Origin of the sequence: Cellulomonas sp. (assembly GCF_965229465.1) — a bacterium.
Classification (GTDB): domain Bacteria; phylum Actinomycetota; class Actinomycetes; order Actinomycetales; family Cellulomonadaceae; genus Cellulomonas.
On sequence record NZ_OZ245882.1, the window covers coordinates 1,407,136 to 1,430,326 of the forward strand.

General features: G+C 71.0%; 22 protein-coding genes. 7 read left to right on the top strand and 15 right to left on the bottom strand.

From position 1 onward, the window contains the following. Together ACO06A_RS06670 and ACO06A_RS06675 are read left to right on the top strand one after the other, a co-directional pair. On the top strand, nt 1-819 hold the full coding sequence (locus ACO06A_RS06670) for a hypothetical protein (protein WP_421736028.1): 819 nt from the start codon (nt 1-3) through the stop codon (nt 817-819). Nucleotides 820-919: 100 nt separating this feature from the next. Next, on the top strand, nt 920-1,810 hold the full coding sequence (locus ACO06A_RS06675; protein WP_421735244.1) for a phosphotransferase: 891 nt from the start codon (nt 920-922) through the stop codon (nt 1,808-1,810). Between the two features lie 59 nt (nt 1,811-1,869). On the opposite strand, the gene ACO06A_RS06680 is transcribed toward ACO06A_RS06675, so the two are convergent. Together ACO06A_RS06680 and ACO06A_RS06685 are read right to left on the bottom strand one after the other, a co-directional pair. After that, nucleotides 1,870-2,169 (bottom strand): DUF1540 domain-containing protein, encoded by a 300-nt coding sequence (locus ACO06A_RS06680; protein WP_056087472.1) that lies wholly within the window; start codon nt 2,167-2,169, stop codon nt 1,870-1,872. A gap of 103 nt (nt 2,170-2,272) precedes the next feature. Then, nucleotides 2,273-3,010, bottom strand: coding sequence for a DUF2510 domain-containing protein (locus ACO06A_RS06685; RefSeq protein WP_421735245.1), 738 nt, complete (start codon nt 3,008-3,010; stop codon nt 2,273-2,275). 164 nt (nt 3,011-3,174) lie between these two features. On the opposite strand from ACO06A_RS06685, the gene ACO06A_RS06690 reads away from it, so the two are divergent. After that, entirely contained in the window at nt 3,175-3,627 is a 453-nt protein-coding gene (locus tag ACO06A_RS06690) for a hypothetical protein (protein WP_421735246.1), read from the top strand. Between the two features lie 56 nt (nt 3,628-3,683). On the opposite strand, the gene nrdF is transcribed toward ACO06A_RS06690, so the two are convergent. From nrdF to nrdH, 4 genes are all read right to left on the bottom strand, one after another. After that, nucleotides 3,684-4,658 carry a class 1b ribonucleoside-diphosphate reductase subunit beta gene (nrdF, locus tag ACO06A_RS06695; RefSeq protein ID WP_056087461.1) on the bottom strand — a complete coding sequence of 325 codons (975 nt, stop codon included), beginning with the start codon at nt 4,656-4,658 and terminating at the stop codon, nt 3,684-3,686. 31 nt (nt 4,659-4,689) lie between these two features. After that, nucleotides 4,690-6,837, bottom strand: coding sequence for a class 1b ribonucleoside-diphosphate reductase subunit alpha (gene nrdE, locus ACO06A_RS06700; RefSeq protein WP_421735247.1), 2,148 nt, complete (start codon nt 6,835-6,837; stop codon nt 4,690-4,692). Further along, a complete protein-coding gene (gene nrdI, locus ACO06A_RS06705; protein ID WP_421735248.1) occupies nt 6,807-7,223 on the bottom strand; it encodes a class Ib ribonucleoside-diphosphate reductase assembly flavoprotein NrdI in 417 nt (138 codons plus the stop codon). Before nrdI ends, nrdE begins: the two co-directional genes overlap by 31 nt. A 98-nt stretch (nt 7,224-7,321) precedes the next feature. Further along, nucleotides 7,322-7,564: a glutaredoxin-like protein NrdH gene (nrdH, locus tag ACO06A_RS06710; RefSeq protein ID WP_175349357.1), complete on the bottom strand. Its 243-nt coding sequence runs from the start codon at nt 7,562-7,564 to the stop codon at nt 7,322-7,324. Nucleotides 7,565-8,010: 446 nt separating this feature from the next. Between nrdH and ACO06A_RS06715 the strand changes: the two genes are divergently transcribed. Beyond that, nucleotides 8,011-11,181 carry an ATP-binding protein gene (locus tag ACO06A_RS06715; RefSeq protein ID WP_421735249.1) on the top strand — a complete coding sequence of 1,057 codons (3,171 nt, stop codon included), beginning with the start codon at nt 8,011-8,013 and terminating at the stop codon, nt 11,179-11,181. Between the two features lie 26 nt (nt 11,182-11,207). On the opposite strand, the gene ACO06A_RS06720 is transcribed toward ACO06A_RS06715, so the two are convergent. The 7 genes from ACO06A_RS06720 to dnaK all read right to left on the bottom strand — a co-directional run bounded on the left by ACO06A_RS06720 (nt 11,208) and on the right by dnaK (nt 18,307). Then, the gene (locus tag ACO06A_RS06720; protein WP_421735250.1) at nt 11,208-12,035 is read right to left on the bottom strand and encodes an ABC transporter permease; all 828 of its coding nucleotides are present in this window, start codon (nt 12,033-12,035) and stop codon (nt 11,208-11,210) included. Further along, nucleotides 12,035-13,015: an ATP-binding cassette domain-containing protein gene (locus ACO06A_RS06725; RefSeq protein ID WP_421735251.1), complete on the bottom strand. Its 981-nt coding sequence runs from the start codon at nt 13,013-13,015 to the stop codon at nt 12,035-12,037. Before ACO06A_RS06725 ends, ACO06A_RS06720 begins: the two co-directional genes overlap by 1 nt. Nucleotides 13,016-13,193: 178 nt before the next feature. Next, entirely contained in the window at nt 13,194-14,372 is a 1,179-nt protein-coding gene (locus ACO06A_RS06730) for an aminotransferase class V-fold PLP-dependent enzyme (protein ID WP_421735252.1), read from the bottom strand. Nucleotides 14,373-14,410: 38 nt separating this feature from the next. Further along, nucleotides 14,411-14,833 carry a heat shock protein transcriptional repressor HspR gene (locus tag ACO06A_RS06735; RefSeq protein ID WP_421735253.1) on the bottom strand — a complete coding sequence of 141 codons (423 nt, stop codon included), beginning with the start codon at nt 14,831-14,833 and terminating at the stop codon, nt 14,411-14,413. A gap of 2 nt (nt 14,834-14,835) precedes the next feature. Continuing rightward, nucleotides 14,836-15,804: a DnaJ C-terminal domain-containing protein gene (locus ACO06A_RS06740; RefSeq protein WP_421735254.1), complete on the bottom strand. Its 969-nt coding sequence runs from the start codon at nt 15,802-15,804 to the stop codon at nt 14,836-14,838. 80 nt (nt 15,805-15,884) lie between these two features. Beyond that, nucleotides 15,885-16,445 carry a nucleotide exchange factor GrpE gene (grpE, locus tag ACO06A_RS06745; protein WP_421735255.1) on the bottom strand — a complete coding sequence of 187 codons (561 nt, stop codon included), beginning with the start codon at nt 16,443-16,445 and terminating at the stop codon, nt 15,885-15,887. Beyond that, on the bottom strand, nt 16,442-18,307 hold the full coding sequence (gene dnaK / locus ACO06A_RS06750) for a molecular chaperone DnaK (RefSeq protein WP_421735256.1): 1,866 nt from the start codon (nt 18,305-18,307) through the stop codon (nt 16,442-16,444). Before dnaK ends, grpE begins: the two co-directional genes overlap by 4 nt. Nucleotides 18,308-18,611: 304 nt before the next feature. On the opposite strand from dnaK, the gene ACO06A_RS06755 reads away from it, so the two are divergent. Together ACO06A_RS06755 and ACO06A_RS06760 are read left to right on the top strand one after the other, a co-directional pair. After that, a complete protein-coding gene (locus ACO06A_RS06755; RefSeq protein WP_421735257.1) occupies nt 18,612-19,247 on the top strand; it encodes an HAD family hydrolase in 636 nt (211 codons plus the stop codon). Between the two features lie 26 nt (nt 19,248-19,273). Then, nucleotides 19,274-19,444 carry a class I SAM-dependent methyltransferase gene (locus ACO06A_RS06760; protein WP_421735258.1) on the top strand — a complete coding sequence of 57 codons (171 nt, stop codon included), beginning with the start codon at nt 19,274-19,276 and terminating at the stop codon, nt 19,442-19,444. A gap of 367 nt (nt 19,445-19,811) precedes the next feature. On the opposite strand, the gene ACO06A_RS06765 is transcribed toward ACO06A_RS06760, so the two are convergent. Together ACO06A_RS06765 and ACO06A_RS06770 are read right to left on the bottom strand one after the other, a co-directional pair. Further along, nucleotides 19,812-20,531 carry an MBL fold metallo-hydrolase gene (locus ACO06A_RS06765; protein ID WP_421735259.1) on the bottom strand — a complete coding sequence of 240 codons (720 nt, stop codon included), beginning with the start codon at nt 20,529-20,531 and terminating at the stop codon, nt 19,812-19,814. 518 nt (nt 20,532-21,049) lie between these two features. After that, nucleotides 21,050-21,679: a hypothetical protein gene (locus tag ACO06A_RS06770; RefSeq protein ID WP_421735260.1), complete on the bottom strand. Its 630-nt coding sequence runs from the start codon at nt 21,677-21,679 to the stop codon at nt 21,050-21,052. A 221-nt stretch (nt 21,680-21,900) separates the two neighbouring features. On the opposite strand from ACO06A_RS06770, the gene ACO06A_RS06775 reads away from it, so the two are divergent. Further along, nucleotides 21,901-23,169, top strand: a complete 1,269-nt coding sequence (locus ACO06A_RS06775; RefSeq protein ID WP_421735261.1) for an MFS transporter — start codon at nt 21,901-21,903, stop codon at nt 23,167-23,169. Nucleotides 23,170-23,191 lie beyond the last annotated feature (22 nt).

Below are 23,191 nucleotides of genomic sequence, written 5' to 3' on the forward strand. Positions count from 1 at the left end.
ATGAACACGGGGTCGAACAACGCCGCCCTGCCGGACGTCTCGGGAACGGTCCCGACGGACGCCCTGCCCGCGGCGCTGCGGGAGCGCTGGCGCGACGAGAGCGTCCGGTCGGTGTGGCTCCGGCCGTCCGACTGGTACCACCCGGCGGTCGACGCGCTGGCGACCGCTGTGCTCACTGCGGGCGACCCAGCAGTCGCGGCGGAGGAGCTGGGCCGCGCCCGCGGGTACGACGGCGTCGGCATCGGCGAGACCGTGGATGACCTCTCCTGCCTGTACCGCACCCTCGGCGCCGCCGAGCCCCCGACGGCCATCCTGCGCGCCCTGTGCGAGGGCTGGGCCGACGGCCAGGCCGGCACGATCGCGTTCGGCTCCGCCCTCGACCCCGAGTCGGGCCTGCCGAGCCGCCAGTACCTCGCCATCCGGCTCGCGGAGACCTACCGCGACGCGGCCCTGCCCACCCAGCGCGCCCGCACCTCGGGCCACCTCGGCCACCACCTGGTGGTCATCGACGTCGCCGCCGGGGACGTCGACCCGTTCACCCGTGCCGCGCGCTCGGCCGCGGTCGGCGCGGCGATGACGACCACCTACGGCGAGGGCCATCCGATGGCGACGCTGGGCGGCGGCGTCTTCGCCGTGCTCGCGCGCGCCGACGAGGACCCGCACCCGCCGCTCGAGGCGCTGCACCTCGAGATCGCCCGCCGCTGCGACCTGCTCGAGCTCCGGGCGTCCACGCGGCAGCCGGTCCGGGTCTGGATCGAGCCGCTGCCGGCCACCCACGAGCAGGCGCTGCGGACGCTGGACCGCGTCTCGCGGCCGTGACCGACGCACCCTGACGGGTGTCCAGGAGGTAAAGCCCAGGTCAGGGACTTCTTGGTACGCGGCTAGGGACAACTCGGGCGAATGCGTCTACCGTCGATCCATGAACTCGGCAGGACTCGCACCGAGCGGCCCGACGACGCCTTCAGGACGAAGGGCTTCCGACGCCGCTGAGCACCACCCCCAGGACCCCGCACGCGATCTCCCGACGCAGCCGGACCGTCGCTTCACCGACGCCGCCGCGCACCACCTCCCCGCCGTCGACCCGGCCCTGGCCGACTCCGCCGAGCCCGGCCCGATCCTCGCCGCGGGCGCGGCAGCCGACGTGTTCGCGCTCGACGAGCACACGGTGCTGCGGCGCTACCGCTCGGGCCGCGACGCCTCCCCCGAGGTCCGGCTGCTCCAGCACGTCGTCGCGCACGGCTTCCCCGCCCCCGCGATCCTCCAGGCGAGCGGCCCCTCGCTCGTCATGGAGCGCCTGCACGGTCCGACCCTCCTCCAGGCCCTGACCGCGGGCGAGGTGTCCCTGTCCGACGCGGCGGACATCCTCACCGACCTGCACGCCCGGCTGCACGCGATCGCCCCGCCCGCCGGCTGGGAGCACGGCGAGCCGTCCTCGTGGCCCCTGGTCACGTCAGGTCCGGCGATCGTCCACCTGGACCTGCACCCCGCCAACGTGATCCTCACGGAGACCCACGGACCGGCGGTCGTCGACTGGACCAACGCGCGCACCGGCACCGCCGAGCTGGACGTCTCGCTGACCGCGCTGATCCTGGCCGAGGTGGCCGTCGATGCGGGCGGCGTGTACTCGCAGGCCGCGCGCGCCTTCCTGGCGGCGTTCCTGCACGCGACGGACATCGACCCGCTGGTCGCCCTCGACGAGGCCGCTGCCGTGCGTGCGCTGGACCCATCGCTGGTCCCCGGCGAGCGCGAGCTGGTCCCGGCCGCCGCGGTGCTGATCAGGGACCTGGTCGAGGTCTCCGCACACCCCTGACCCCGAGCACGACGACGGCCGCCCCGGTCAGCTGGAGCGGCCGTCGTCGTGTCCGGGGGTCAGCGCGGGCTGAACGTGAGGCAGTCCGCCTCCTCGTGCCCGGCGCCCACGCGGATCGACTCCGCCGAGCACTCGAGCGACGAGTTGTGCACGCACTCGGCCCGCTGGCAGGCGCCGACGTGCGTGATGACCTTGTCGAGCCCGCCCTTGGTGCCCAGCGGGAAGAACGTGGTGCACTGCGCGTCTCCCGTGGCGCCACCGATGTTCACGGCGGCCGCGTGGCAGTGCGAGTGGTCGTTGTACGAACAGCCGGCGACCGAGCACTCGGCGACGGCGGGCATGTCCATCAGGGTGCTCATGTCGACCTCCGTGAGGCGTGGCGTGACGTTCTTCCCGACGGTAGACCCGTTCCGCGCACCGCGCCTAGCAAGGAAGGACTGCCTTACCCGCAGGTCAGGGGCACTATTGCCCGCGCCAGGGACCCCGGGAACGCCGCGGCGCACCGTCCCAGACGAGGAGGCCGACCACCAGCACACCCATCGCGACCAGCATCAACGCCACCGGGAGCGCCGGCGGTACGACGATCGCGAGCACCACACCACCCACGACGAACAGCACGCCGACGACGAACGCGACGACGAGCTGCCAGATGGCCAGGGCGAGGAGCACGCCGCGCGAGGTGCGACCGACTGCCCGGTAGCCGACCCTGCCCGCCACGCTCTGCATCCCCGGTGCGGTCGACCCGGCGCCCGGGCCTTCCATCCATCCCGGCGCCGAGACATCGGGCCCGGGCCTGGACACGAAGGTCTCGACGAGCAGCTGCTCACCGATCCCCGCGACCGCACCCAGGACGCCGCCCCGTGAGCGCAGCTGGTGCAGCGCCTCGACCGCCGCCTGCTCGTCGCCACCGATCTGCACGTCGCCACCGGAGCGCCCGGCACGCACGTGATCGGCGAGCGCCTCAGCCAGCGGTGACCCCGCGTATCGGCTGTCCGTGATCGGGGGAAAGGCGTGCGTGATCGGTTCGGCGGGCCCGTAGAACGTGACGGGCCCGAACCCGCCGGTCACCTCCTGACCGAGCACGGGCTTGCCAGGCGCTCGACCGGGCTGGACGTGCTCCGTCCACCGTGTCCCGTCCCACCAGCGCAGGGAACCGTCGCGCTGCGGGTCGGGGTACCAGCTCGGTGGCGGTGCGTCCACGTCTGCTCCAGGCGTTCGAGGTCTCGACGGCGGACGGCCGGCTCCCCTCGAGCATCGACCGTTCCTCGACCAGGGTTGAGCCTCGTGCGCGCGTCACCGGTTGCGGCCGCAACCGGACGGCAGTCGAATGCCACCAGGGGGAACCCATCCCGAGGAGGAGCACCATGGACGTGACCGGCTGGATCATCGTCGCCATCGTCGTCGTGCTGGTGATCGTAGCGGCTGTCGTGCTGAGCCGCCGTAGCGGCGCCCGTCGGGCCGAGGCCGAGCGGGCCAAGGCCCAGAAGATTCGCGAGCAGGCTGCCCTCGACCAGGTCGAGGTTCAGCGGCGGGAGGCCGAGGCCGCCCGCCTGGACGCGCAGGCCCGCCTCGCCCAGGCGGAGGCCGACGCCCGCGCCGCTGACGCTGCTGCCCTGCAGAACGAGGCACGGGCCCGCAGCGCCGAGGCCACGGGCGCACGCTCGGAGCTCGACGAGCGCCTGAGCACCGCCGACCGCATCGACCCCGATGTCCGCACCGCGCAGCCCAGCACCGCTCGCGGTGCCGAGACGACCGCGGCCCGTGGCGTCGATCCCGACGTGCCGGCCGAGCGACCCCGCACCGATCCCGGCGTCTGATCCGGAGACGCGAACGGCCGACCCCTCAAGAGGTCGGCCGTCCGCGTGCGACGGGCTCAGAAGTCCCAGTCGTCGTCCTCGGTGTTCACTGCCTTGCCGATCACGTACGACGAGCCCGAGCCGGAGAAGAAGTCGTGGTTCTCGTCGGCGTTCGGGGACAGGGCCGACAGGATCGCCGGGTTCACGTCGGTCTCGTCGCGCGGGAAGAGCGCCTCGTAGCCCAGGTTCATCAGGGCCTTGTTGGCGTTGTAGCGCAGGAACTTCTTGACGTCCTCGGTCAGGCCGACGCCGTCGTAGAGGTCCTGCGTGTACTCCACCTCGTTGTCGTACAGCTCGAAGAGGAGCTCGAAGGTGTAGTCCTTCATCTCCGCCTTCTCGGCCGCCGACAGCTTCTCGAGGCCCTTCTGGTACTTGTAGCCGATGTAGTACCCGTGCACGGCCTCGTCGCGGATGATCAGGCGGATCAGGTCGGCCGTGTTGGTGAGCTTGGCGCGGCTGGACCAGTACATGGGCAGGTAGAAGCCCGAGTAGAACAGGAACGACTCCAGCAGCGTGCTGGCCACCTTGCGCTTCAGGGGCGAGTCGCCGCGGTAGTACTCCATGACGATCTCGGCCTTGCGCTGGAGGTTCGCGTTCTCCTCCGACCAGCGGAACGCCTCGTCGATCTCCTTGGTGGAGCACAGCGTCGAGAAGATCGAGCTGTAGGACTTGGCGTGCACCGACTCCATGAACGCGATGTTCGTGTAGACGGCCTCCTCGTGCGGCGTGATCGCGTCGGGGATGAGCGAGACGGCGCCGACCGTGCCCTGGATGGTGTCCAGGAGGGTCAGGCCGGTGAAGACGCGCATGGTGAGCGTCTTCTCCTCCTCCGTCAGCGTGGCCCACGACTGCACGTCGTTGGACACCGGGACCTTCTCCGGCAGCCAGAAGTTGCCGACCAGGCGGTCCCAGACGTCGGCGTCCTTGTCGTCGTCGAGCCGGTTCCAGTTGATCGCCGAGACGCGGCTGACGAGCTTGAGCTTCTCGCTCATCGCAGTGCTTCCTTCGTGTTCAGGACGGGGGTCAGAGCATGCACGAGACGCAGCCCTCGACCTCGGTGCCTTCCAGCGCGAGCTGGCGCAGGCGGATGTAGTAGATCGTCTTGATGCCCTTGCGCCAGGCGTAGATCTGCGCCTTGTTCAGGTCACGGGTGGTGGCCGTGTCCTTGAAGAACAGGGTCAGCGACAGGCCCTGGTCGACGTGCTGCGTGGCCTCGGCGTAGGTGTCGATGACCTTCTCGTAGCCGATCTCGTACGCGTCCTGGTAGTACTCCAGGTTGTCGTTGGTCATGAAGGGCGCCGGGTAGTAGACGCGCCCGATCTTGCCCTCCTTGCGGATCTCGATCTTCGACGCGATCGGGTGGATCGAGCTCGTCGAGTGGTTGATGTACGAGATCGAGCCCGTCGGCGGCACGGCCTGGAGGTTCTGGTTGTAGATGCCGTGCTCCTTGACCAGCGCGGCCAGCTCGGCCCAGTCCTGCTGCGTCGGGATGTGCACGCCGGCCTCGGCGAAGAGCTCCTCGATGCGGGCCGTCTTCGGCTTCCACTCCTTCGACGTGTACTTCTCGAAGTACTCCCCGGTCGCGTACTTCGAGTCCGCGAAGCCCTCGAACGCGCGGCCCCGCTCCTGGGCCAGCAGGTTCGAGGCGCGGATGGCGTGGTACGCCACCGTGTAGAAGTAGATGTTGGTGAAGTCGAGGCCCTCGTCGGACCCGTAGTAGATGCGCTCGCGGGCCAGGTAGCCGTGCAGGTTCATCTGGCCGAGGCCGATGGCGTGGCCGCCGGCGTTCGCCTTCTTGATCGACGGGACCGACTCGATGTCCGTCTGGTCGGAGACGCCGGTCAGGGCGCGGATGGCCACCTCGACCGACTTGCCGAAGTCCGGCGAGTCCATCGACAGCGCGATGTTCATCGAGCCCAGGTTGCAGGAGATGTCGCGGCCGACCTCCTTGTAGGAGAGGTCCTCGTTGTACGTCGACGGCGTGGAGACCTGGAGGATCTCCGAGCACAGGTTCGAGTGCGTGATCTTGCCGGCGATCGGGTTGGCCCGGTTCACCGTGTCCTCGAACATGACGTACGGGTAGCCGGACTCGAACTGGAGCTCGGCGAGCGTCTGGAAGAACTCGCGGGCGCTGATCTTCGTCTTCTTGATCCGCGCGTCGTCGACCATCTCGTAGTACTTCTCGGTGACGTTGACGTCGGCGAACGGCACCCCGTAGACGCGCTCGACGTCGTACGGCGAGAACAGGTACATCGGCTCGTTCTTCTTGGCCAGCTCGAACGTGATGTCCGGGATGACAACACCCAGCGAGAGGGTCTTGATGCGGATCTTCTCGTCGGCGTTCTCGCGCTTGGTGTCGAGGAACCGGTAGATGTCCGGGTGGTGCGCATGCAGGTACACGGCGCCGGCGCCCTGACGAGCACCGAGCTGGTTGGCGTACGAGAAGGAGTCTTCGAGCAGCTTCATCACGGGGATGACGCCGGAGCTCTGGTTCTCGATGTGCTTGATGGGCGCGCCGTGCTCGCGGATGTTGCTGAGCAGCAGGGCCACGCCGCCGCCGCGCTTGGACAGCTGCAGGGCGGAGTTGATGCCGCGCGCGATCGACTCCATGTTGTCCTCGATGCGCAGCAGGAAGCAGGAGACCGGCTCACCGCGCTGCGCCTTGCCGAGGTTGAGGAACGTGGGCGTGGCCGGCTGGAAGCGGCCGGACACGATCTCGTCGACCAGGGAGATGGCGAAGTCCTGGTTCCCCTCCGCGAGCGCGAGGGCGACCATGCAGACCCGGTCCTCGAAGCGCTCGAGGTACCGCTTCCCGTCGAACGTCTTCAGCGTGTACGAGGTGTAGTACTTGAACGCGCCGAGGAACGTCTGGAAGCGGAACTTCTTCGAGTACGCGTACTCGAAGAGCGTCTTGATGAACGCGCGGTCGTACTGCGCGAGGACCTCGGGGTCGTAGTACTTGTTCTCGACCAGGTAGTCGAGCTTCTCGTTGAGGTCGTGGAAGAAGACCGTGTTCTGGTTGACGTGCTGCAGGAAGTACGCCCGCGCCGCCTCACGGTCCTTCTCGAACTGGATCTCGCCGTTCGCGCCATAGAGGTTCAGCATGGCGTTCAGGGAGTGGTAATCCAGCTCCGGCGTCTCTACGCGGGTATCTGCGACTGTCGTTGCCAAAATCTTCCCAATCCCTCACGGACGGATGTGACGTCCTCGTTCGTTCCCATGAGCTCGAACCCGTACAGGTAGGGGACCCGGCACTTGGCCGCGATGATGTCCCCCGCGATGCAGTAGGCCTCGCCGAAGTTCGTGTTGCCGGCCGCGATGACTCCGCGGATCAGCGCACGGTTGTCCTCGTCGTTGAGGAACTTGATGACCTGCCGGGGCACTGCTCCACCCTCGTTCCCTCCGCCGTACGTCGGCACGATCAGCACGTACGGCTCGGAGACGCGCAGGAACTCGTCCGACGGCCGGAGCGGGATGCGCTCGGCCGGCAGACGGAGCTTCTGCACGAAGCGGTGGGTGTTGTCCGAGGCGGAGGAGAAGTAGACCAGGGAGCTCATCGATCAGATCCCCTCAGCTCGGGTCGTGCGGTGTGCGGGCGCGAGAGACCCGCCGAATCGGCGCGGTCCGTGGACCAGGCGCCGATCCGGGGAGCTCGTCAGGCGACGGCTGCCAGGCGGTCGGCCAGCGCCTTGATGCGGTCCGGGCGGTAGCCCGACCAGTGCTCGCCGTCGACGATCACGACGGGGGCCTGGAGGTGACCGAGCGACATGACGTAGTCACGCGCGTCGGCGTCCTCGCTGATGTCGACGACCGTGTACTCGGTGTCGAGCTTGTCGAGCGCGCGGTACGTCGCGTTGCACTGCACGCACGCCGGCTTGCTGTAGACCGTGATCGTCATGGTGGGCTCCCCGTTCGGTCTGTCTGCGGCACGCTCCCCCCGGAGCGTTCGCGAAGCTTTTTCCTTGAAGTTGAAGGGCCCGTCTCCGGGCCGGACGAGGTGCTGAGCCTGACGAGAAGGTTCCGCACTGCGTCGTGACTAGACACTACACCTAGGGGTCCGGGACGCAATGGACCACTAGGGGTTGTAGTGACAAGCGTGTCATTCTTCACCCTGTGGAGAAGTTCCAGGCTACCGCCGACCACTGACACGGCCCCCGACCAGCGTCTACGCGGGGCTGTGCACAGGCGTCCACAGGCGCCCCTTCGACGCCCACAGACCCGTCCACACGGCAGTCCACACCCGGCCCGTCCGATTCGTCCGGAACGCCCGGCACGACACGCCAGAGACGGATTTCCCGACCGGTACCCGACCGGGGCGTGTCGGCCGTGAGGGATGCTGTTCGCGTGCAGATCACGACGCTCGGAGGGCTCGCCGTCGACGGCCGGGCCGTCCGCGGCGACCGCCTCGCGGCGCTGGTCGGCGCGCTGCTCGACGCGCGCGGTCGCGGCGTGTCGTCGGTCGCGCTCGTCGAGGTCGTGTGGGAGGGCCTCCCGCCGGAGGACGCCGCCGGCGCCGTGCAGGCCCTTGTGTCGCGCGCGCGGCGGCTCGGGTTCCCGGTCGAGGCGGCGCCCGGTGGCTACCGGCTGCCCGTCGACGGGCTCCAGATCGACGTCGACGACGCCGAGTCCCGTCTGACGCAGGCCCGGGACGCGCTGCGGGCCGGCGATCCTGCGCGCGCACGCGACCTCGCGCGGGGCGCACGCGCTCTCGTCCCCGCCGTCCCGGACCTCGCGGACGCGCCGACAACCCGTCTGCTCGGCGATGTCGTCACCCTGCTCGCCGAGGCCGGGCTCGCGCTCGCCGACGTGGACGGGGTGGCCGACGAGCTGCGCCGGCTCGCCCTGCGCACACCGCCCGACGAGCCGCTCGTGGCCCTGCTGGTGCGCGTGCTCGCGGCGCAGGGACGCGACGCCGAGGCGCTCGAGGTGGTCGAGCACGTGCGCAGCGAGCTGGCCGACCGCTACGGCACCGACCCGTCACCGGTCGTCGCGCAGGTCCACCTCGCCCTGCTGCGGGGCGAGCTGGGCGCGGCCGCACCCCGGGTCGTCGCGGCCCTTCCGCCGGCCTGGCGTCGCGCGGCGACCCCGCTGGTCGGTCGAGACACCGACATCGCGCAGGTGGAGGCCGCCCTGGAGGCGTCGGCGCTGGTCACCGTCGTGGCCACCGGCGGGGCGGGCAAGACGCGGCTGGCCGGCGAGGTGGCCCGGCGGGCCGTCGCGGCCGGTCGACCGGTCCGCGTGGTCGAGCTGGCCGGTCTGCGCGCACCCGCCGAGGTGCTGCCCACGGTGCTCGCGGCGATCGGCGGGTCCGACACGACCGCGACGCGCGCCGAGCTGCCGACCGAGCGCCGCCTGCTCTCCCCCGAGGACCGGCTGCGGCTCGCGGCGGCGGACCTCGAAGGACTCCTGGTGCTCGACAACTGCGAGCACGTGCTCGACGCGGCGGCCGTCGTCGTCGGCGACCTGCTGGCGGTGGCGTCGCCGGACGTGGTGGTGCTGGCGACGAGCCGCGCGCCGCTCGGCCTGGTCGGGGAGTCCGTGCACCGCCTGCTGGCGCTCCCCGACGCCGACGCCCTGCTGCTGCTGGAGTCGCGCGCGCGCGCCGGTCGCGCGACCGTCGGCTGGGACCCCGAGCGGGTGCGCGAGCTGTGCCACCGGCTGGACAACCTGCCGTTGGCGCTCGAGCTGGCCGCCGCCCGGCTGCGGTCCATGACGGTCGAGGACGTGCTGGACGGGCTGAGCGACCGCTTCGCGCTCCTGGACGACGCGCTGCGCGGGCTGCCGGAGCGGCACGCGAGCCTGTGGGCGATGGTCGACTGGAGCCGCGAGCTGCTCGACCCGCCGGACCGCGACCTGTTCCAGCGGCTCGCGGTCATCCCCGCCCCGTTCACCGCCGAGACCGCCGTCGCCGTCGCGGGTGCCCCTGCCCCGGCCGTCCGCCGCGGGCTGGCCACCCTGGTCGAGCAGTCGCTGCTGACGCTCGACGAGCAGGACGGCGGCCCGGCGCGCTACCGGATGCTGGAGACCGTCCGCGAGTACGGCGAGGCGCGGCTGGACGCCACCGGGCGGCGCGTCGCCGCGATGGAGGGCCTGGTGCGCTGGTCGGCCGCCGAGTGCGTGCGCCTGTCCGCGCGGTTCGTCGGCTCTGGTCAGGTGCGCGCGTTCGACGAGTGCGCCGCCGACCAGGAGACGTTCCTGGCCGCCCTGCGCTGGGCCGTCGAGCACGACGACCCCGTCGGCGCGGTCGACATCAGCGTCGCCCTGTTCCACCTGTGGAGCGTGCGCGGCCTCCACGTCGAGGTCATCGAGTGGGCGCAGCGGGTGCTGCTCGCCGACGACCCCGCGGCCCGTCGCAGGTCCCCGCTCTATCGCGGCATCGCGTCCGGCCGCCCGCTGCCCGACGCCGACCGGCTGGCGGCCACCTGCCTGTTCTCCGCGGTGAACGCGGGCGTGACGGTCTCCCAGCGGCTGGTGGCGCTCGCGGGCCGCATCATCACGCTCGCGGTCACCGAGCGCCACTCCGAGATCTCCCCCCGGATCGGCGCGCTGATCGCCACGATGCCCGCGCTGCACTCGTCCGACACGTCCGTCACCTACGCGGCCGCGGAGCGGCTGGTGGACAGCGACGACGGCTTCCTGCACGGGCTCGGGCTGTTCATGCGGGCCGCGGCGCGGGAGAACGCGGGAGACCCGGAGACGTCCAGCGCGGACGCGCGCGCGGCCTACCGGGCGTTCGAGTCGATCGGCGACCACTGGGGCATGGGCATGGCCGCGCAGGGCGTCGGCCAGTGGGAGAGCGCCCGCGGCTCCGGGGACGCGCAGGAGTGGCTGAGCCGGGGGCTGCGTCACCTCGAGCTGGTCGGGGCGATGCAGGACGTGCGGAGCATCCGCGTGATGCTCGACGTGCAGCGCGCGCTCGGTGGCGACGAGGACGCGCTGGTGCGGCTGCGCGAGGTGACGACGTCGTCACAGATCGACGACGTCGACGCCGCACAGGCGCTGCTCGGGCTCGCGCACGTCGCCTGCCAGGCCGGGCGGGTGCAGGAAGCGCTCGACAGCGCGGAGGCCGCCGCGACGCTCGTCGCGTCGATGATCGTGACGGTCCCCCAGGTGCGGATCGCGTTCCGGGTGGCCACCGCCGTCGTGCACCTGCGCGTGGCCGCCCTGCGGCCGTCGCTCGCGGACGCCTCGATCGCCACGGCGGTCGAGCTGATCACCGCCGCCGCGCCCGAGGCGCGGACCACGTCGGACATGCCGGTGCTCGGGTCGTTCGGGCTCGGCGTCGCCGAGCTGGCGGCCCACCGTGGCGACGCCGAGCTCGCCCGCGAGCTGTGGGCGGCCGGCGTCCGGCTCGGGGCCAACCTCGTCATGCTCTTCCAGCTGGGGATCGAGGGGCCGCTGGCCGGCGCCCTCGGCGACGAGGACGAGCGCGAGCGCCTGCTCGTCCCGTGGCGCGAGCGGCCGTCGACCGCCGCGTCCGACCGGATCCGGGAGCTCACCGCCGACATCGGCTGAGGTGAGCTCCCGGACCCGGTCGTCCGTCAGACCTTGCGGCGGTACGCGCGCATGGCCAGCGGCAGGAACACCGCGACCAGCCCGACGCACCAGGCCAGGGTCCACCAGATGCTGTCGCCCAGCGGCGTGCCCAGGAACAGCCCGCGCATGGCCGCGACCAGGTGGGTCAGCGGGTTCCAGGCCACGAAGTTCTGCATCCAGCCGGGCAGGGTGGCCGCCGGGACGAACACGTTCGACGCGAAGCTCAGCGGCATGATGATCAGGAACATGATCCCCTGCACGGCGCCGGAGGTTCGGACCTTCATGCCGACGAACACCGACACCCAGGACAGGGACAGGGCGAACACCACGGCGAGCAGGCAGCCCGCTACCGCGCTGAACGGGTCGGTGAGGATCCGGAAGCCCATCAGGTAGCCGATGCCGAGCGTCATCACCGTGACGATGACGTAACGGACCACGTCACCCAGCACCGCACCGATCAAGGGCGCCGACCGCGGGATGGGCAGGGACTTGAACCGGTCGAAGATCCCCTTCTCCAGGTCGGTGTTGAGGTTGACCCCGATGGCGATGGCGCCGGTCGCGATGGTCTGCGCGAGGATGCCCGGCAGCAGGAACTGCAGGTACGTGTGGGTGTCACCCGCCACCGCGCCGCCGAAGATGTAGACGAAGATCACCAGGAAGATCGCCGGCTGGAGCGTCACGTCGATGAGCGCCTCGGGCGTCCGCCACGTCTTGATCAGGCTCCGCTTGGCCAGCGACAGCGAGTGCCGGACCAGCGGGAACGGCTTGCGCGTGACGGTGGCGGCCGACGTCGGCATGGCGCGCGGGGTGCGGTGCTCGGTGAGCGTGGTCATCAGGCCACCTCCTTCGTCTCGGTGGTGTCGTCCTCAGAGGCCGTACGGCCGGTGAGGGAGAAGAACACCTCGTCCAGGCTGGGCAGGTGCAGGGACAGCTCGGTGACACCGATGCCGGCGCTCGCCAGCCGAGACACCGTGGCGGTCAGGGCGGAGTCGTCCCGCACGGGGACCGCGAGGACGCCCTTGCGGATCTCCTCGGGCGCCGACCCGGAGGTCACCTGGCCGAGGATCGTCGCGGCCTCCGCCATGCGGGTCAGGTCGGACGGACGCACCTCGAGGGTCTGGCCGCCGACGATCCGCTTGAGGCCCTCGGGGGTGTCGTGCGCGATGACGCGACCGTGGTCGATGACCGTGATCTCGTCGGCGAGCGCGTCCGCCTCCTCCAGGTACTGGGTGGTCAGCAGGACGGTCGACCCGTCGGTGACCAATGAGCGGACGACGTCCCACATGTCCTCGCGCTTGGCGGGGTCCAGGCCGGTGGTCGGCTCGTCGAGGAAGATCACGTCCGGGCGGCCGACGAGGCTCGCCGCGAGGTCGAGGCGGCGGCGCATGCCACCCGAGTAGGTCTTGGCGGGCCGGTCCGCCGCGGCGGTCAGGTCGAACCACTCGAGCAGCTCGGCGGCACGGGCGCGGGCGCCCACCCGACCGAGGTCCAGCAGCGTGCCGAACAGGACGAGGTTCTGCCGGCCGGAGAGGTCCTCGTCGACGGAGGCGTACTGGCCGGTGAGGCCGATCGACTGGCGGACGCGCTCGGCGTCCTTGACCACGTCGAAGCCGCCGATGCGGGCGTGGCCGGCGTCGGGGACGAGCAGGGTGGACAGGATGCGGACCGCGGTCGTCTTGCCGGCGCCGTTGGGGCCGAGCACGCCGAGGACGGTGCCGCGAGCGACGGCGAGGTCGACGCCTTGGAGCGCCTTCGTCTCGCCGAAGTGCTTGACGAGGCCTTCTGCCTCGATCACAAGGTCGGTTGATGTCATGCCCCCAGGCTGGAGGAACCCGCTGACAGCCCACCGACACGCGGCTGACACGGAAGGTGTCGGCGGGACGTCCGAGGAAGTGAGCGCCAGGGCAGCCAGATGCTCGGACGTCGCAGTTCTCCGAGCACAGCGTCCGAGGAAGTGAGCGCCAGGGCAGCCAGATGCTCGGACGTCCCGGTCAGCGCAGGGCGGCCAGGAGGCGGTCCAGCTCGTCGTCGGACGTGTAGTAGTGCGGGCTCGCGCGGACGACCTCCGTCAGGCCGCGGACGCCGTAGTCCAGCTGGGCCGACGAGATCCGCGTGACGCTCACGTTCACCCCGGCAGCGGCGACGCGGGCGCGGACGTCGTCGGCCCGCATGCCGTCGACGGTGAACGTGACGATTCCCGACCGGCGTACGCCCTTGTCGCGGACCGTGACGCCGAGGGTCTGAGCGAGCGCCTCGCGGAGCCGGTCCGCGAGCGCTATGACCCGTTCCTCGATCGCGGGCAGCCCGACTGCGAGCGCGTAGTCCGCCGCCGCGCCGAGCCCGAGGTTGTCGGCGATCGACCGCTCCCACGTCTCGAAGCGCAGGGCGCCCGGGACCACCTCCCAGGTCGTCGGCGAGGTCCACGTGGCCGCGCCGAGGCCGAGGACCGGCGGGACCAGCCGCTCGGTGATGGCGCGCGACGCGTAGAGGAACCCGGTGCCGCGGGGGCCGCGCAGGAACTTGCGGCCGGTGGCGGCGAGCAGGTCGCACCCGATCGCGGTCACGTCGACGTCGAGCTGGCCGACCGACTGGCACGCGTCGAGCAGGAACGGGACGCCGGCGTTCCTGGTGAGCGCACCGACCGCCTCGGCGGGGTTGACCACACCGCCGCCGGTCGGGATGTGCGTCAGCGCGACGAGGGCGACGTCGTCGTCGAGCCGGCGCTCCAGCTGGTCGAGGTCGACCTGGCCGTGCTCGTCGTCCTCGATGACCTCGAGGGTGGCGCCCGTGCGCTCGCAGGCCTGGAGCAGGGCGATCGCGTTGCTGATGTACTCCGTGCGCGCGGTGAGGATGCGCTGCCCCTTGGCGAGCGGGAGCGAGGAGAACGCCACGTTCCAGGCGGCGGTCGCGCTCTGCACCAGGGCGATCTCGTCGGGCTGCGCGTGGACCAGCCGCGCGACCGAGCCGTACACCGCAGCGACCCGGTCGGCGGACTCTGCCTCCGCCTCGTACGGACCGATCTCCGCCTCGCGCCGCAGGTGCGCGATCACCGTGTCCGTCACGACGCTCGGGCGCAGGGCACCGCCGGCGTTGTTCAGGTGCGCGACGTGGTCGACGCCGGGCGTGTCACGCCGGGCCTTGTCGAGGTCGATGCCGAGGTCGATCGTCACGGCGCCGAGTGTAGGCAGCCGACCCGCGAGGAGTCAGGTCAGCGGGAGCTGGGGCGCCACAGGACCACTGCCGCGCGGTCGGCCGTGGTCGTCGCGCGGCGGCTGCGGCTTGCCGTGCGGTTGACCGCGACCACGTCGCCGCGTGGGTCGGCGGTGAAGATGCGGCGGCCGGGGTCGACGAACGCGCGCAGGTACTCGATCTGGCGTCGCAACCCCTCGAGCTCCGCCTCGAGCTCGAGGATCCGCTTGATGCCCGCCAGGTTGACGCCCTCGTCCTGGGACAGCCGCTGCACCTCACGCAGGGTGGCGATGTCCCGCAGGGAGTACCGGCGGCCGCGGCCGCTCGCGCGGCTGGGGCTGACCAGGCCGAGCCGGTCGTACTGGCGCAAGGTCTGCGGGTGCATGCCGGCCAGCTCGGCGGCGACCGAGATGACATAGACCTTGGCGTCCTCGCCGGCCATGACTACTTCTTCGCCGCCGCGAGCAGGTCCGCGCGCACGTCCTCACCGGACGTGGCGATGCCGAACGCCTGGACGGCCTCGCGGGCGGCAGCGTTGAGCCGCTGCGGGACGACGACCTGGACCGTGACGAGGAGATCGCCCTTGGTCCCCGGGACGCCCTTGCCCTTGACGCGCAGCACGCGTCCGGACGGGGTGCCCTCGGCCACGCGGACGCGGACAGTCGACCCGTCGAGCGTCGGCACCTCGACCGTCGCGCCCAGCGCGGCCTCGTCGAACGCGACGGGGACCGTGATGCGCAGGTTGTCGCCGTCCAGGGAGAAGACGGGGTGCGCCGTCACGCGCACGGTGATGACCAGGTCCCCCGCGGGGGCGCCACGCTCGCCGGGCCGACCCTTGCCGCGCAGCCGGATCTTCTGGCCGTCGCGGACGCCGGCGGGGATGCGGGCGTTGACGGTCCGACCCTCGACCACGAGCGAGACGGTCGATCCCTCGACCGCCTGCCGGAACGGGAGGGTGGCGCTGGTGGCCAGGTCGGCGCCCTGCTGCGGACCGGGGGCGAACCCGCCGCCCGCGTTGCCGAACAGCCCACCGAGCAGGTCCTCGAACCCGGCGGAGCCCCCGGGGGCGTTGGAGTACCGGACGCGACCGCCGCCCTGCTGGCCCCCGAACATGCCGCCGAAGACGTCCTCGAAGCCGGCGGTGCCGCCGCGGCCGCCGGAGGTGAACCGGGGGCCGCCGGCCATGGCGCGCAGCTGGTCGTACTGGCCGCGCTGCTCGGTGTCGGACAGGACCGCGTAGGCCTCGCCGACGTCCTTGAACCGCGCCTCCGCCTTGGCGTCGCCGGGGTTGTGGTCCGGGTGCATCTGGCGCGCGAGCTTGCGGTACGCCTTCTTGATGGTGGCGGCGTCGGCGTCCTTGGGCACGCCGAGGACGGAGTAGAAGTCCTTCTCGAGCCAGTCCTGTCCGGTCACGCCGCCTCCTTCCACGATCTTCGTAGCGTCCGAGCAGATGCAGGTTCTGGCCTGCATCTGCTCGGACGCTACTGGGGTTTCTACGCCTCGGGGTCCACGACCGCGACGCGGGCCGCCCGGATGATCCGTTCGGTGGTGCGGTACCCCGGCTGGAGCACCATCTGCACGGTCGACTCCGAGACGTCCGGGGCGTGCGAGTGCATGAGCGCCTCGTGGATCGCGGGGTCGAACGGCTCCCCCACCGCGCCGTAGCGGGTCACCCCGAAGCGACCGAGGGTCGCATCGAGCTTCTCCGCGATGGGCAGGAACGGACCGGTCAGGTCACCGTGCTGGCGAGCCAGCTCGATGTCGTCGAGCACCGGGATCAGCGCCTCGACGATCTCGTGCACCCCGCGGTCGTGGGCGGCGAGGGCGTCGGCCTTCGACCGCTTCACGAACCCGGAGTACTGCTGCTCGAGGTTGTAGTAGGCCGCCTTGGAGCGCTGGAGCTCGTCCAGACGCTCCGCCGCGAGCTTCTCCGCCTCGACCAGACCCTCGAGGACGACCTCCTCCTCGGCCGAGGCCGCGATGGACTCGGCGTCGGCCAGGATCTGCTCCTCGGGCGTCAGGTCACCGCCCGCATCCTCGGTCCCGGACGTCACTTCGACGCCGCCTCGTCCTCGTCGTCGACGATCTCGGCGTCCACGACGTCCTCGTCGGACGACGCGTCAGCCGTGGGCTGCTCGTCGGCCGGCGCGGAGCCCGCCATGTTCTCGGCGGAGTAGATCGCCTCGCCGATCTTCTGGCTGACCGCGAGAAGGGCCGAGTGCTTGGCCTTGACCGCGTCGAGGTCCGTGCCCTCGAGCGCCGTCTTGAGCTCGCCGACCGCGGCCTGGACCTCGGTCTTGACGTCGTCGGGCAGCTTGTCCGCGTTGTCGACCAGCAGCTTCTCGGTCGAGTAGACCAGCTGCTCGGCGGAGTTGCGGGTCTCGGCCTCCTCGCGACGCGCCTTGTCCTCGGCGGCGTGCTCCTCGGCCTCGCGCACCATGCGCTCGATGTCCTCCTTGGGGAGGGCCGAGCCGCCGGTGATCGTCATCGACTGCTCCTTGTTGGTGCCGCGGTCCTTGGCGGACACGTGCACGATGCCGTTGGCGTCGATGTCGAACGTGACCTCGATCTGCGGCACGCCACGCGGCGCCGGCGCGATGCCGGTGAGCTCGAACGTGCCGAGCGGCTTGTTGTCCCGCGCGAACTCACGCTCGCCCTGGAACACCTGGATCAGCACCGACGGCTGGTTGTCCTCGGCCGTCGAGAAGATCTCCGAGCGCTTGGTCGGGATGGCCGTGTTGCGCTCGATGAGCTTGGTCATCACGCCGCCCTTGGTCTCGATGCCGAGGCTCAGCGGGGTGACGTCGATGAGCAGGACGTCCTTGCGGTCGCCCTTCATGACGCCGGCCTGCAGAGCGGCACCGACGGCGACGACCTCGTCCGGGTTGACGCCCTTGTTGGGCTCCTTGCCGCCGGTCAGCTCCTTGACGACCTCGCTGACGGCCGGCATACGCGTCGAGCCGCCGACGAGCACGATGTGGTCGATCGCGGACAGCTGGATGCCGGCGTCACGGATGACGGACCGGAACGGCTCCTTGGTGCGGTCGAGCAGGTCCTGCGTCATCTGCTGGAACTGCGCGCGCGTGAGCTTGGTGTCCAGGTGGACCGGGCCGTTCTCGCTCATCGACAGGTACTGGAGCGAGATGTTGGTGCTCGTCGCGGACGAGAGCTCCTTCTTGGCCTGCTCCGCCGCCTCGCGCAGACGCTGCACGGCGATCTTGTCCTTGGCCAGGTCGACGCCCGTCGAGTTCTTCACCTCGGAGACCAGGAAGTCGACGATCCGGTTGTCCCAGTCGTCGCCGCCGAGCCGGTTGTCGCCGGAGGTCGCGCGGACCTCGATCGTCGAGAAGCCGTCGTCGTCCTTGCCCACCTCGAGGAGGGAGACGTCGAACGTGCCGCCACCGAGGTCGAAGACGAGGATGAGCTCGTCCTCCTTGCCGCGCTCCAGGCCGTAGGCCAGGGCGGCTGCGGTGGGCTCGTTGATGATGCGCAGGACGTTGAGGCCCGCGATGGCGCCGGCGTCCTTGGTGGCCTGGCGCTCGGCGTCGTTGAAGTACGCCGGGACGGTGATGACCGCGTCGGTGACGGGCTCGCCCAGGTAGGCCTCCGCGTCACGCTTGAGCTTGGAGAGCACCCGCGCGCTGATCTCCTGCGCGGTGTACTTCTTGTCGTCGATCGCCTGCGACCAGTCCGTGCCCATGTGGCGCTTGACGGACGAGATCGTGCGGTCGACGTTGGTGACGGCCTGGCGCTTGGCGATCTCGCCGACCAGCACCTCACCCGTCTTGGAGAATGCGACCACCGACGGCGTCGTGCGCGACCCCTCGGCGTTGGCGATGACCGTGGGCTCGCCGCCCTCGAGGACTGCGACCACCGAGTTGGTGGTGCCGAGGTCGATGCCGACTGCTCGTGCCATGTGTGTGCCTTCTTTCGTGTCGTGCGGGGTTCATGTGGTCCGTGGAGGACCGCTCTTGAGTCCGGCTGGCTCAAGTCTGCGTCGGCGTCGCGCCATGCGCAAACTCGAGACGGTTGAACTTGAGTCTGTCGGGCTCAACCTTGGCGAACCGCGAGACATTCCCTCGCCGTCGACACACGGACGTCCCGGCCCTGCGGAGACGCCCGAGACGACGCTCGGAGGCGTCACTACCGCCCAGGGGGGCGTGAGGCCTCGCGATGTTCCCGGGGGCAACGCCCGTAGGTTGCTACGCATGCGCTTTGAGGTGGACGCGATCCTGTTCGACATCGACGGGACGTTGGTGGACTCGACCGCTGCGGTCGGGCGCACGTGGCGGGCGTGGTGCGCTGCCCGGGGGATCGACGCCGTGGAGGTCCTCCGGGTCTGTCACGGGCGCCGCTCGGAGGACACGGTGGCCGAGTTTCTGCCCAGCGACCAACGCGCCGCGGCGGTCGCTGAGCTCGAGCGGCTGGAGATGGCAGACCTCGATGACGTGATCGCGCTCCCCGCCACGCGAGACCTCTTGTCGCGCCTCCCGTCCGATCGATGGGCCGCGGTGACGTCGGGGTCGCAACTGCTGATGCGTGCGCGGCTGGCCGCCGCCGGGCTGCCGGTGCCCGACGTGTTGGTAGCGGCAGAGGATGTCCGGCTGGGCAAGCCTGACCCGCAGGGATATCTGAACGCGGCCCGCCAGCTCGGCGTCAACCCTCGCCGGTGCCTCGTCGTAGAAGACGCACCAGCCGGCCTGGAGGCGGGACGTGCAGCGGGGGCGCACGTGCTCGGGGTGGCCACCTCCCACCCGGCCCACGACCTGAGCGCAGCGCACGTGGTCGTGCCCGACCTCGCGGCCTGCATCGTCGAGGTGACTGTCGAGGGCCTGGTCATCAGCACGGCAGGCTGAGTCGCCAGCACCTTCAGATCCTGGACGTGGGGTGTGGCACGGGGCTGCTGACCGTCAGTCTCGTCCGTCCGGATCGACGAGTCGTCGGCATCGATCCGTCGACGACCATGCTCACCTACGCCGCAGGTCGCCCAGGCAGCAACGAGGGTGACCTGAATACTCGGCGACTCCCGGAACATCCCCGCAGGACCATGTGATCTCGCGGTCATGTCCGGGAACGTCGCGCAGCACATCCCCGACCCCGCATGGGAGCGGACGCCGTCGGCCATTCACCGTGCGCTCCGAGACGGGGGCGTGCTCACGTTCGAGAGTCGCGACCCGCGCGCCCGAGCGTGGACCACGTGGTGCAGCGTGGAACCGACAGCCAGGACCACCGACCACGGTCTGCTTCGGGAGTGGATGGGTGTCGACGAGCTCCGGCCGGGCCGAGCGACGGCGAGGTCGACGCCTTGGAGCGCCTTCGTCTCGCCGAAGTGCTTGACGAGGCCGTGGGCCTCGATCACCAGGTCTGTTGTCTTGGCTTCAGCCTGGTGGACGCCGGCGTCAGCGGGCGCTATGCCCCCGTCAGGAGCTGCTGGCCGCCGCGTGAACCCTGCGGACCGCCTCGGCCGTGCCGCCGTGCCACGGCGAACCATGGCCGGGCAGAACCCAGCGCGCCTCGGTCCCGGCCACACGATCGAGCGAGTCGAGAGCCGCGACCGGGTCGTCGGTGAACGGGGCCGGGGCCGGGCCGGTCGCGCCGGTGAGGACGTGTCGGGTGGTCAGCCCGTCACCGACGAAGACGGCGTCCACGGCGGGAATGTGGACGGCGATGCTTCCCGGGGAGTGGCCGGGCAGCGCGGTGACGCGCGGCGATCCCGGCAGGTCGAGGACGTCGCCGTCGTCCACAGGGACGACCTCGCTCAGATACTTGGTCCGGAGGCCGCCCTTGCGGGACGCGTACCCGAGGAAGCGCAGCGTCGGACCCAGCCGGAGCTTTCCCCAGGACGGCGACGTCTTCTCCTCGCCGCGCGCACGAGCGGCGTCCGCCCTGCCCACGTACACCGGGATGCCCTGCTCGCGCCGCAAGCGCTCGGCGAATCCGATGTGGTCGCTGTCGCCGTGCGTGAGGACGATCCCGCGAATGTCGTCGAGGGGACGGCCCAGCGAGGCGAGCTCGGCCGCGAGGTCCTTCCAATGACCCGGCAGTCCTGCGTCGACGAGGGTGCTGCCCTCGTCCGTCACGACGAGGTAGCAGGCCACGATGTCGCTGCCGATGCGGTGCAAGCCGGGGCTGAGCTGCATGGGTGGTCTCCTGATCGACGAGGTGACGACGTCATTGTGCTGTGGCACGTCGTGCTGCGGTCAAGGCGAGGCGACGACGATCGAGTTGACGGCGACCGCCACACCCAGGCCCTGCCAACCGCCACCCGTCGCCAGGACGCCGGCACTCGGGGCCCCGAGGACCTGGCCGAGAATCTGGACAACTATGTGAGACGCGAGGGCTTCCCAACGACGTGTCCGACCCCAGGTCAGCGAGCTGGTCTCCGGACGACACGGATGAGTTCCTACAGCCACGGACGCACGACGCCCCCTGTCGGAGACCGCCCTGCGTCGCGTCACCGTCGGGTTCCCGGTGCGCGCGCCACCGTCGTGCGTCGGCCAGCGCCACAACCCGGGACTGTTCTGGTCGACGACGAACGCGGGCCCCATCGTCTCTGAGTGCCGGCTCAAGCTGAGCTCCCGGTCAGAGCGCCGGGCAGCGGACAAGTCGCATGAGTCCCTACGGCCTCGCGCGTCGCAACGCGGGTGTCAGCCAGGCCCTAGTCGAAGGCAGCGATCAGCCGCACGTCGTTCGGCCCGTACCGCGCCGCCAACGCGCGCATGACCGCGAGAACGTGGCCCCACGGCGTCCCCGGACCCAGGTAGGTCCCGAGCGTCATCGGGGTGAACCTCCAGGTTCTGCCGTCCCAGGCCCAGTCCACAGGCCCGTCGAGGGCGCGTGCGGCGAGGTCCGGCGGCGGCTCGCAGTACGCCAGGTCCTCGGGCGTCCACCCCGCCCGCACGAGCTCCACCTGGTACGAGGCCCCGTCCCTGGTCCCCTCGACCCACGCCACGAACGGGCCGAACGGGCCGCCAAGGTCCAGGTCCGCGAGCTCGGACCACGCGACCCACGACCCGACGAGCTCGCCGGTGGCCAGGTCGGGCTCCAACTTGCCGCGGATCGCCGACGACGCGTCATCGGGCAGCCCTCGCCGCTCGGCGATCGGGGTGAAGCCGTACGTGTTGCGAGCCCCGAACAGGAACGCAAACGCCGGGTTCGCCCCGGCGGCCCCCCCACTCTCGAGTAGGGGCCACAGGTCGACCGCCATCACCCACGGCTCACCGTCGTAGTAGTCGGCGCCATGGTGCGGGTGACGGAACTCGACGCCGCCGTAGATGTCGGTGACCACCGGCAGAGGCTATCCGCACTCGATCGGCCCGCCACCAGTCGCCGGCGAGGACAGTCGCGACCTACTGAGTGACGGCGGTCCGGAGAGTTCTCGGTTCCCGACGAACACCGAGGAGGCGTGTCGGACGTCGGCGCTGCCGTCCGACCGGACGCTGCCGCCGTGGCCGTGCACCGGTCCCCGAACAGCTCCTCGCGCCCGGCGCTCGGTGCAATGCTCTCCCGATGGGCCTGGGAGAACCGCTGAGGGGCACGGTGACGAACCTCGGGCGTGAGTACCACCGGATCTGGTTCGGGAACGCGTCGTCGAACCTGGCGGACGGGATCACCTTCATCGCACTGCCCTTGCTCGCGGCGACGCTCACGGAAGACCCGCTCGCGATCGCAGCGCTCGCCGTGGCGTACTCCGCCCCGCGGGTGCTCTCCGTGCTCGGCATCGGCGTGCTGGTCGACCGGGTCGACCGACGCCGGCTGCTCTACCTCGCCAACTTCTCGCGGGCGGCGATGTTCGCGGTGCTGGCGGCGCTCGTGGCGACCGGTGCCGCGCCGCTCGTCGTGCTGTACGCCGTGTACGCGCTGATGGGCATCGTCGAGACGGTGTCTGACAGCGCCGCCTTCGCGGTGCTGCCGCAGGCGGTCGAACCGGCCGGCCTCGACCGCGCGAACTCGCAGATCGCCGGCACGCAGACGGTGCTGGACGAGTTCGTCGGGCCGCCGCTGGGCGGGTTCGTGTTCGCGGCGGCGGCCATCGCGCCGTCGTCGCTCACGGCTGCGGCCTATCTCGTCGCCGGGATCGCGTACTGGCGGCTGCGGGGCTCGTACGCCGTCGCGCCGGACGAGGATGCCCAGCGCCCCGCCGGTGTCGTCGCCGCGATCCGCGAGGGGGCGGTGTGGACGTGGCACCACCAGGTCGTGCGCCTGCTCGTCGTCGTGGGCGCCATCGCGTCCGTCGCGTACATGATCCCGTTCTCCTACCTCGTCCTGTACGCCACGCACGAGCTGGGGTTGAGCGCGGCCGGCTACGGGTTCCTGCTGTCGTTCTCCGCGCTCGGCGGGCTGCTGGGCTCGGTCGTCACCACCCGGCTGCGCGCTCGGCTCGGGTACGGCTGGACGATCGTGGCGGCCCTGAGCGTCGGCGCGCTCTCGTTTCTAGTCATCTCGCTGACCACCAATGTCGTCGTCGTCGCGATCGCGCTGGCGACCTACATCGCGCACGCGGTGGTGTGGAACGTCATGGCCGCCTCGGTCCGACAGAAGGCGACGCCCGCGGCGATGATGGGCCGAGTGGGCTCGGTGAGCCGGTTGCTGAGCCTGATCGGTCTGACCGCGGGTGCGGTCGCCGGCGGCCTGCTCGCGTCGCACGTGGGATACCTGGTGCCGTTCGCCGTTGCGGGCGGGCTGTTCGCCGTCGCCGCCACGATGTGCGCCGTGCGGGTCCGGACGCTGCAGGTGTGGGAGGACGAGCACGAGCTGTCGACGGCCGTCGCCGCCTGAGGCGCCGCGGTGGCGGGGGAGC

Bases quoted from the DNA above. Each gene is read 5' to 3' on its own strand.
- ACO06A_RS06680 (WP_056087472.1), bottom strand. From the start codon at position 2,169: ATGAGCACCCTGATGGACATGCCCGCCGTCGCCGAGTGCTCGGTCGCC.
- ACO06A_RS06765 (WP_421735259.1), bottom strand. From the start codon at position 20,531: ATGCAGCTCAGCCCCGGCTTGCACCGCATCGGCAGCGACATCGTGGCC.
- ACO06A_RS06690 (WP_421735246.1), top strand. From the start codon at position 3,175: ATGGACGTGACCGGCTGGATCATCGTCGCCATCGTCGTCGTGCTGGTG.
- ACO06A_RS06725 (WP_421735251.1), bottom strand. From the start codon at position 13,015: ATGACATCAACCGACCTTGTGATCGAGGCAGAAGGCCTCGTCAAGCAC.
- ACO06A_RS06675 (WP_421735244.1), top strand. From the start codon at position 920: ATGAACTCGGCAGGACTCGCACCGAGCGGCCCGACGACGCCTTCAGGA.
- nrdI (WP_421735248.1), bottom strand. From the start codon at position 7,223: ATGAGCTCCCTGGTCTACTTCTCCTCCGCCTCGGACAACACCCACCGC.
- ACO06A_RS06775 (WP_421735261.1), top strand. From the start codon at position 21,901: ATGGGCCTGGGAGAACCGCTGAGGGGCACGGTGACGAACCTCGGGCGT.
- ACO06A_RS06720 (WP_421735250.1), bottom strand. From the start codon at position 12,035: ATGACCACGCTCACCGAGCACCGCACCCCGCGCGCCATGCCGACGTCG.
- nrdH (WP_175349357.1), bottom strand. From the start codon at position 7,564: ATGACGATCACGGTCTACAGCAAGCCGGCGTGCGTGCAGTGCAACGCG.
- dnaK (WP_421735256.1), bottom strand. From the start codon at position 18,307: ATGGCACGAGCAGTCGGCATCGACCTCGGCACCACCAACTCGGTGGTC.
- nrdF (WP_056087461.1), bottom strand. From the start codon at position 4,658: ATGAGCGAGAAGCTCAAGCTCGTCAGCCGCGTCTCGGCGATCAACTGG.
- ACO06A_RS06735 (WP_421735253.1), bottom strand. From the start codon at position 14,833: ATGGCCGGCGAGGACGCCAAGGTCTATGTCATCTCGGTCGCCGCCGAG.
- ACO06A_RS06670 (WP_421736028.1), top strand. From the start codon at position 1: ATGAACACGGGGTCGAACAACGCCGCCCTGCCGGACGTCTCGGGAACG.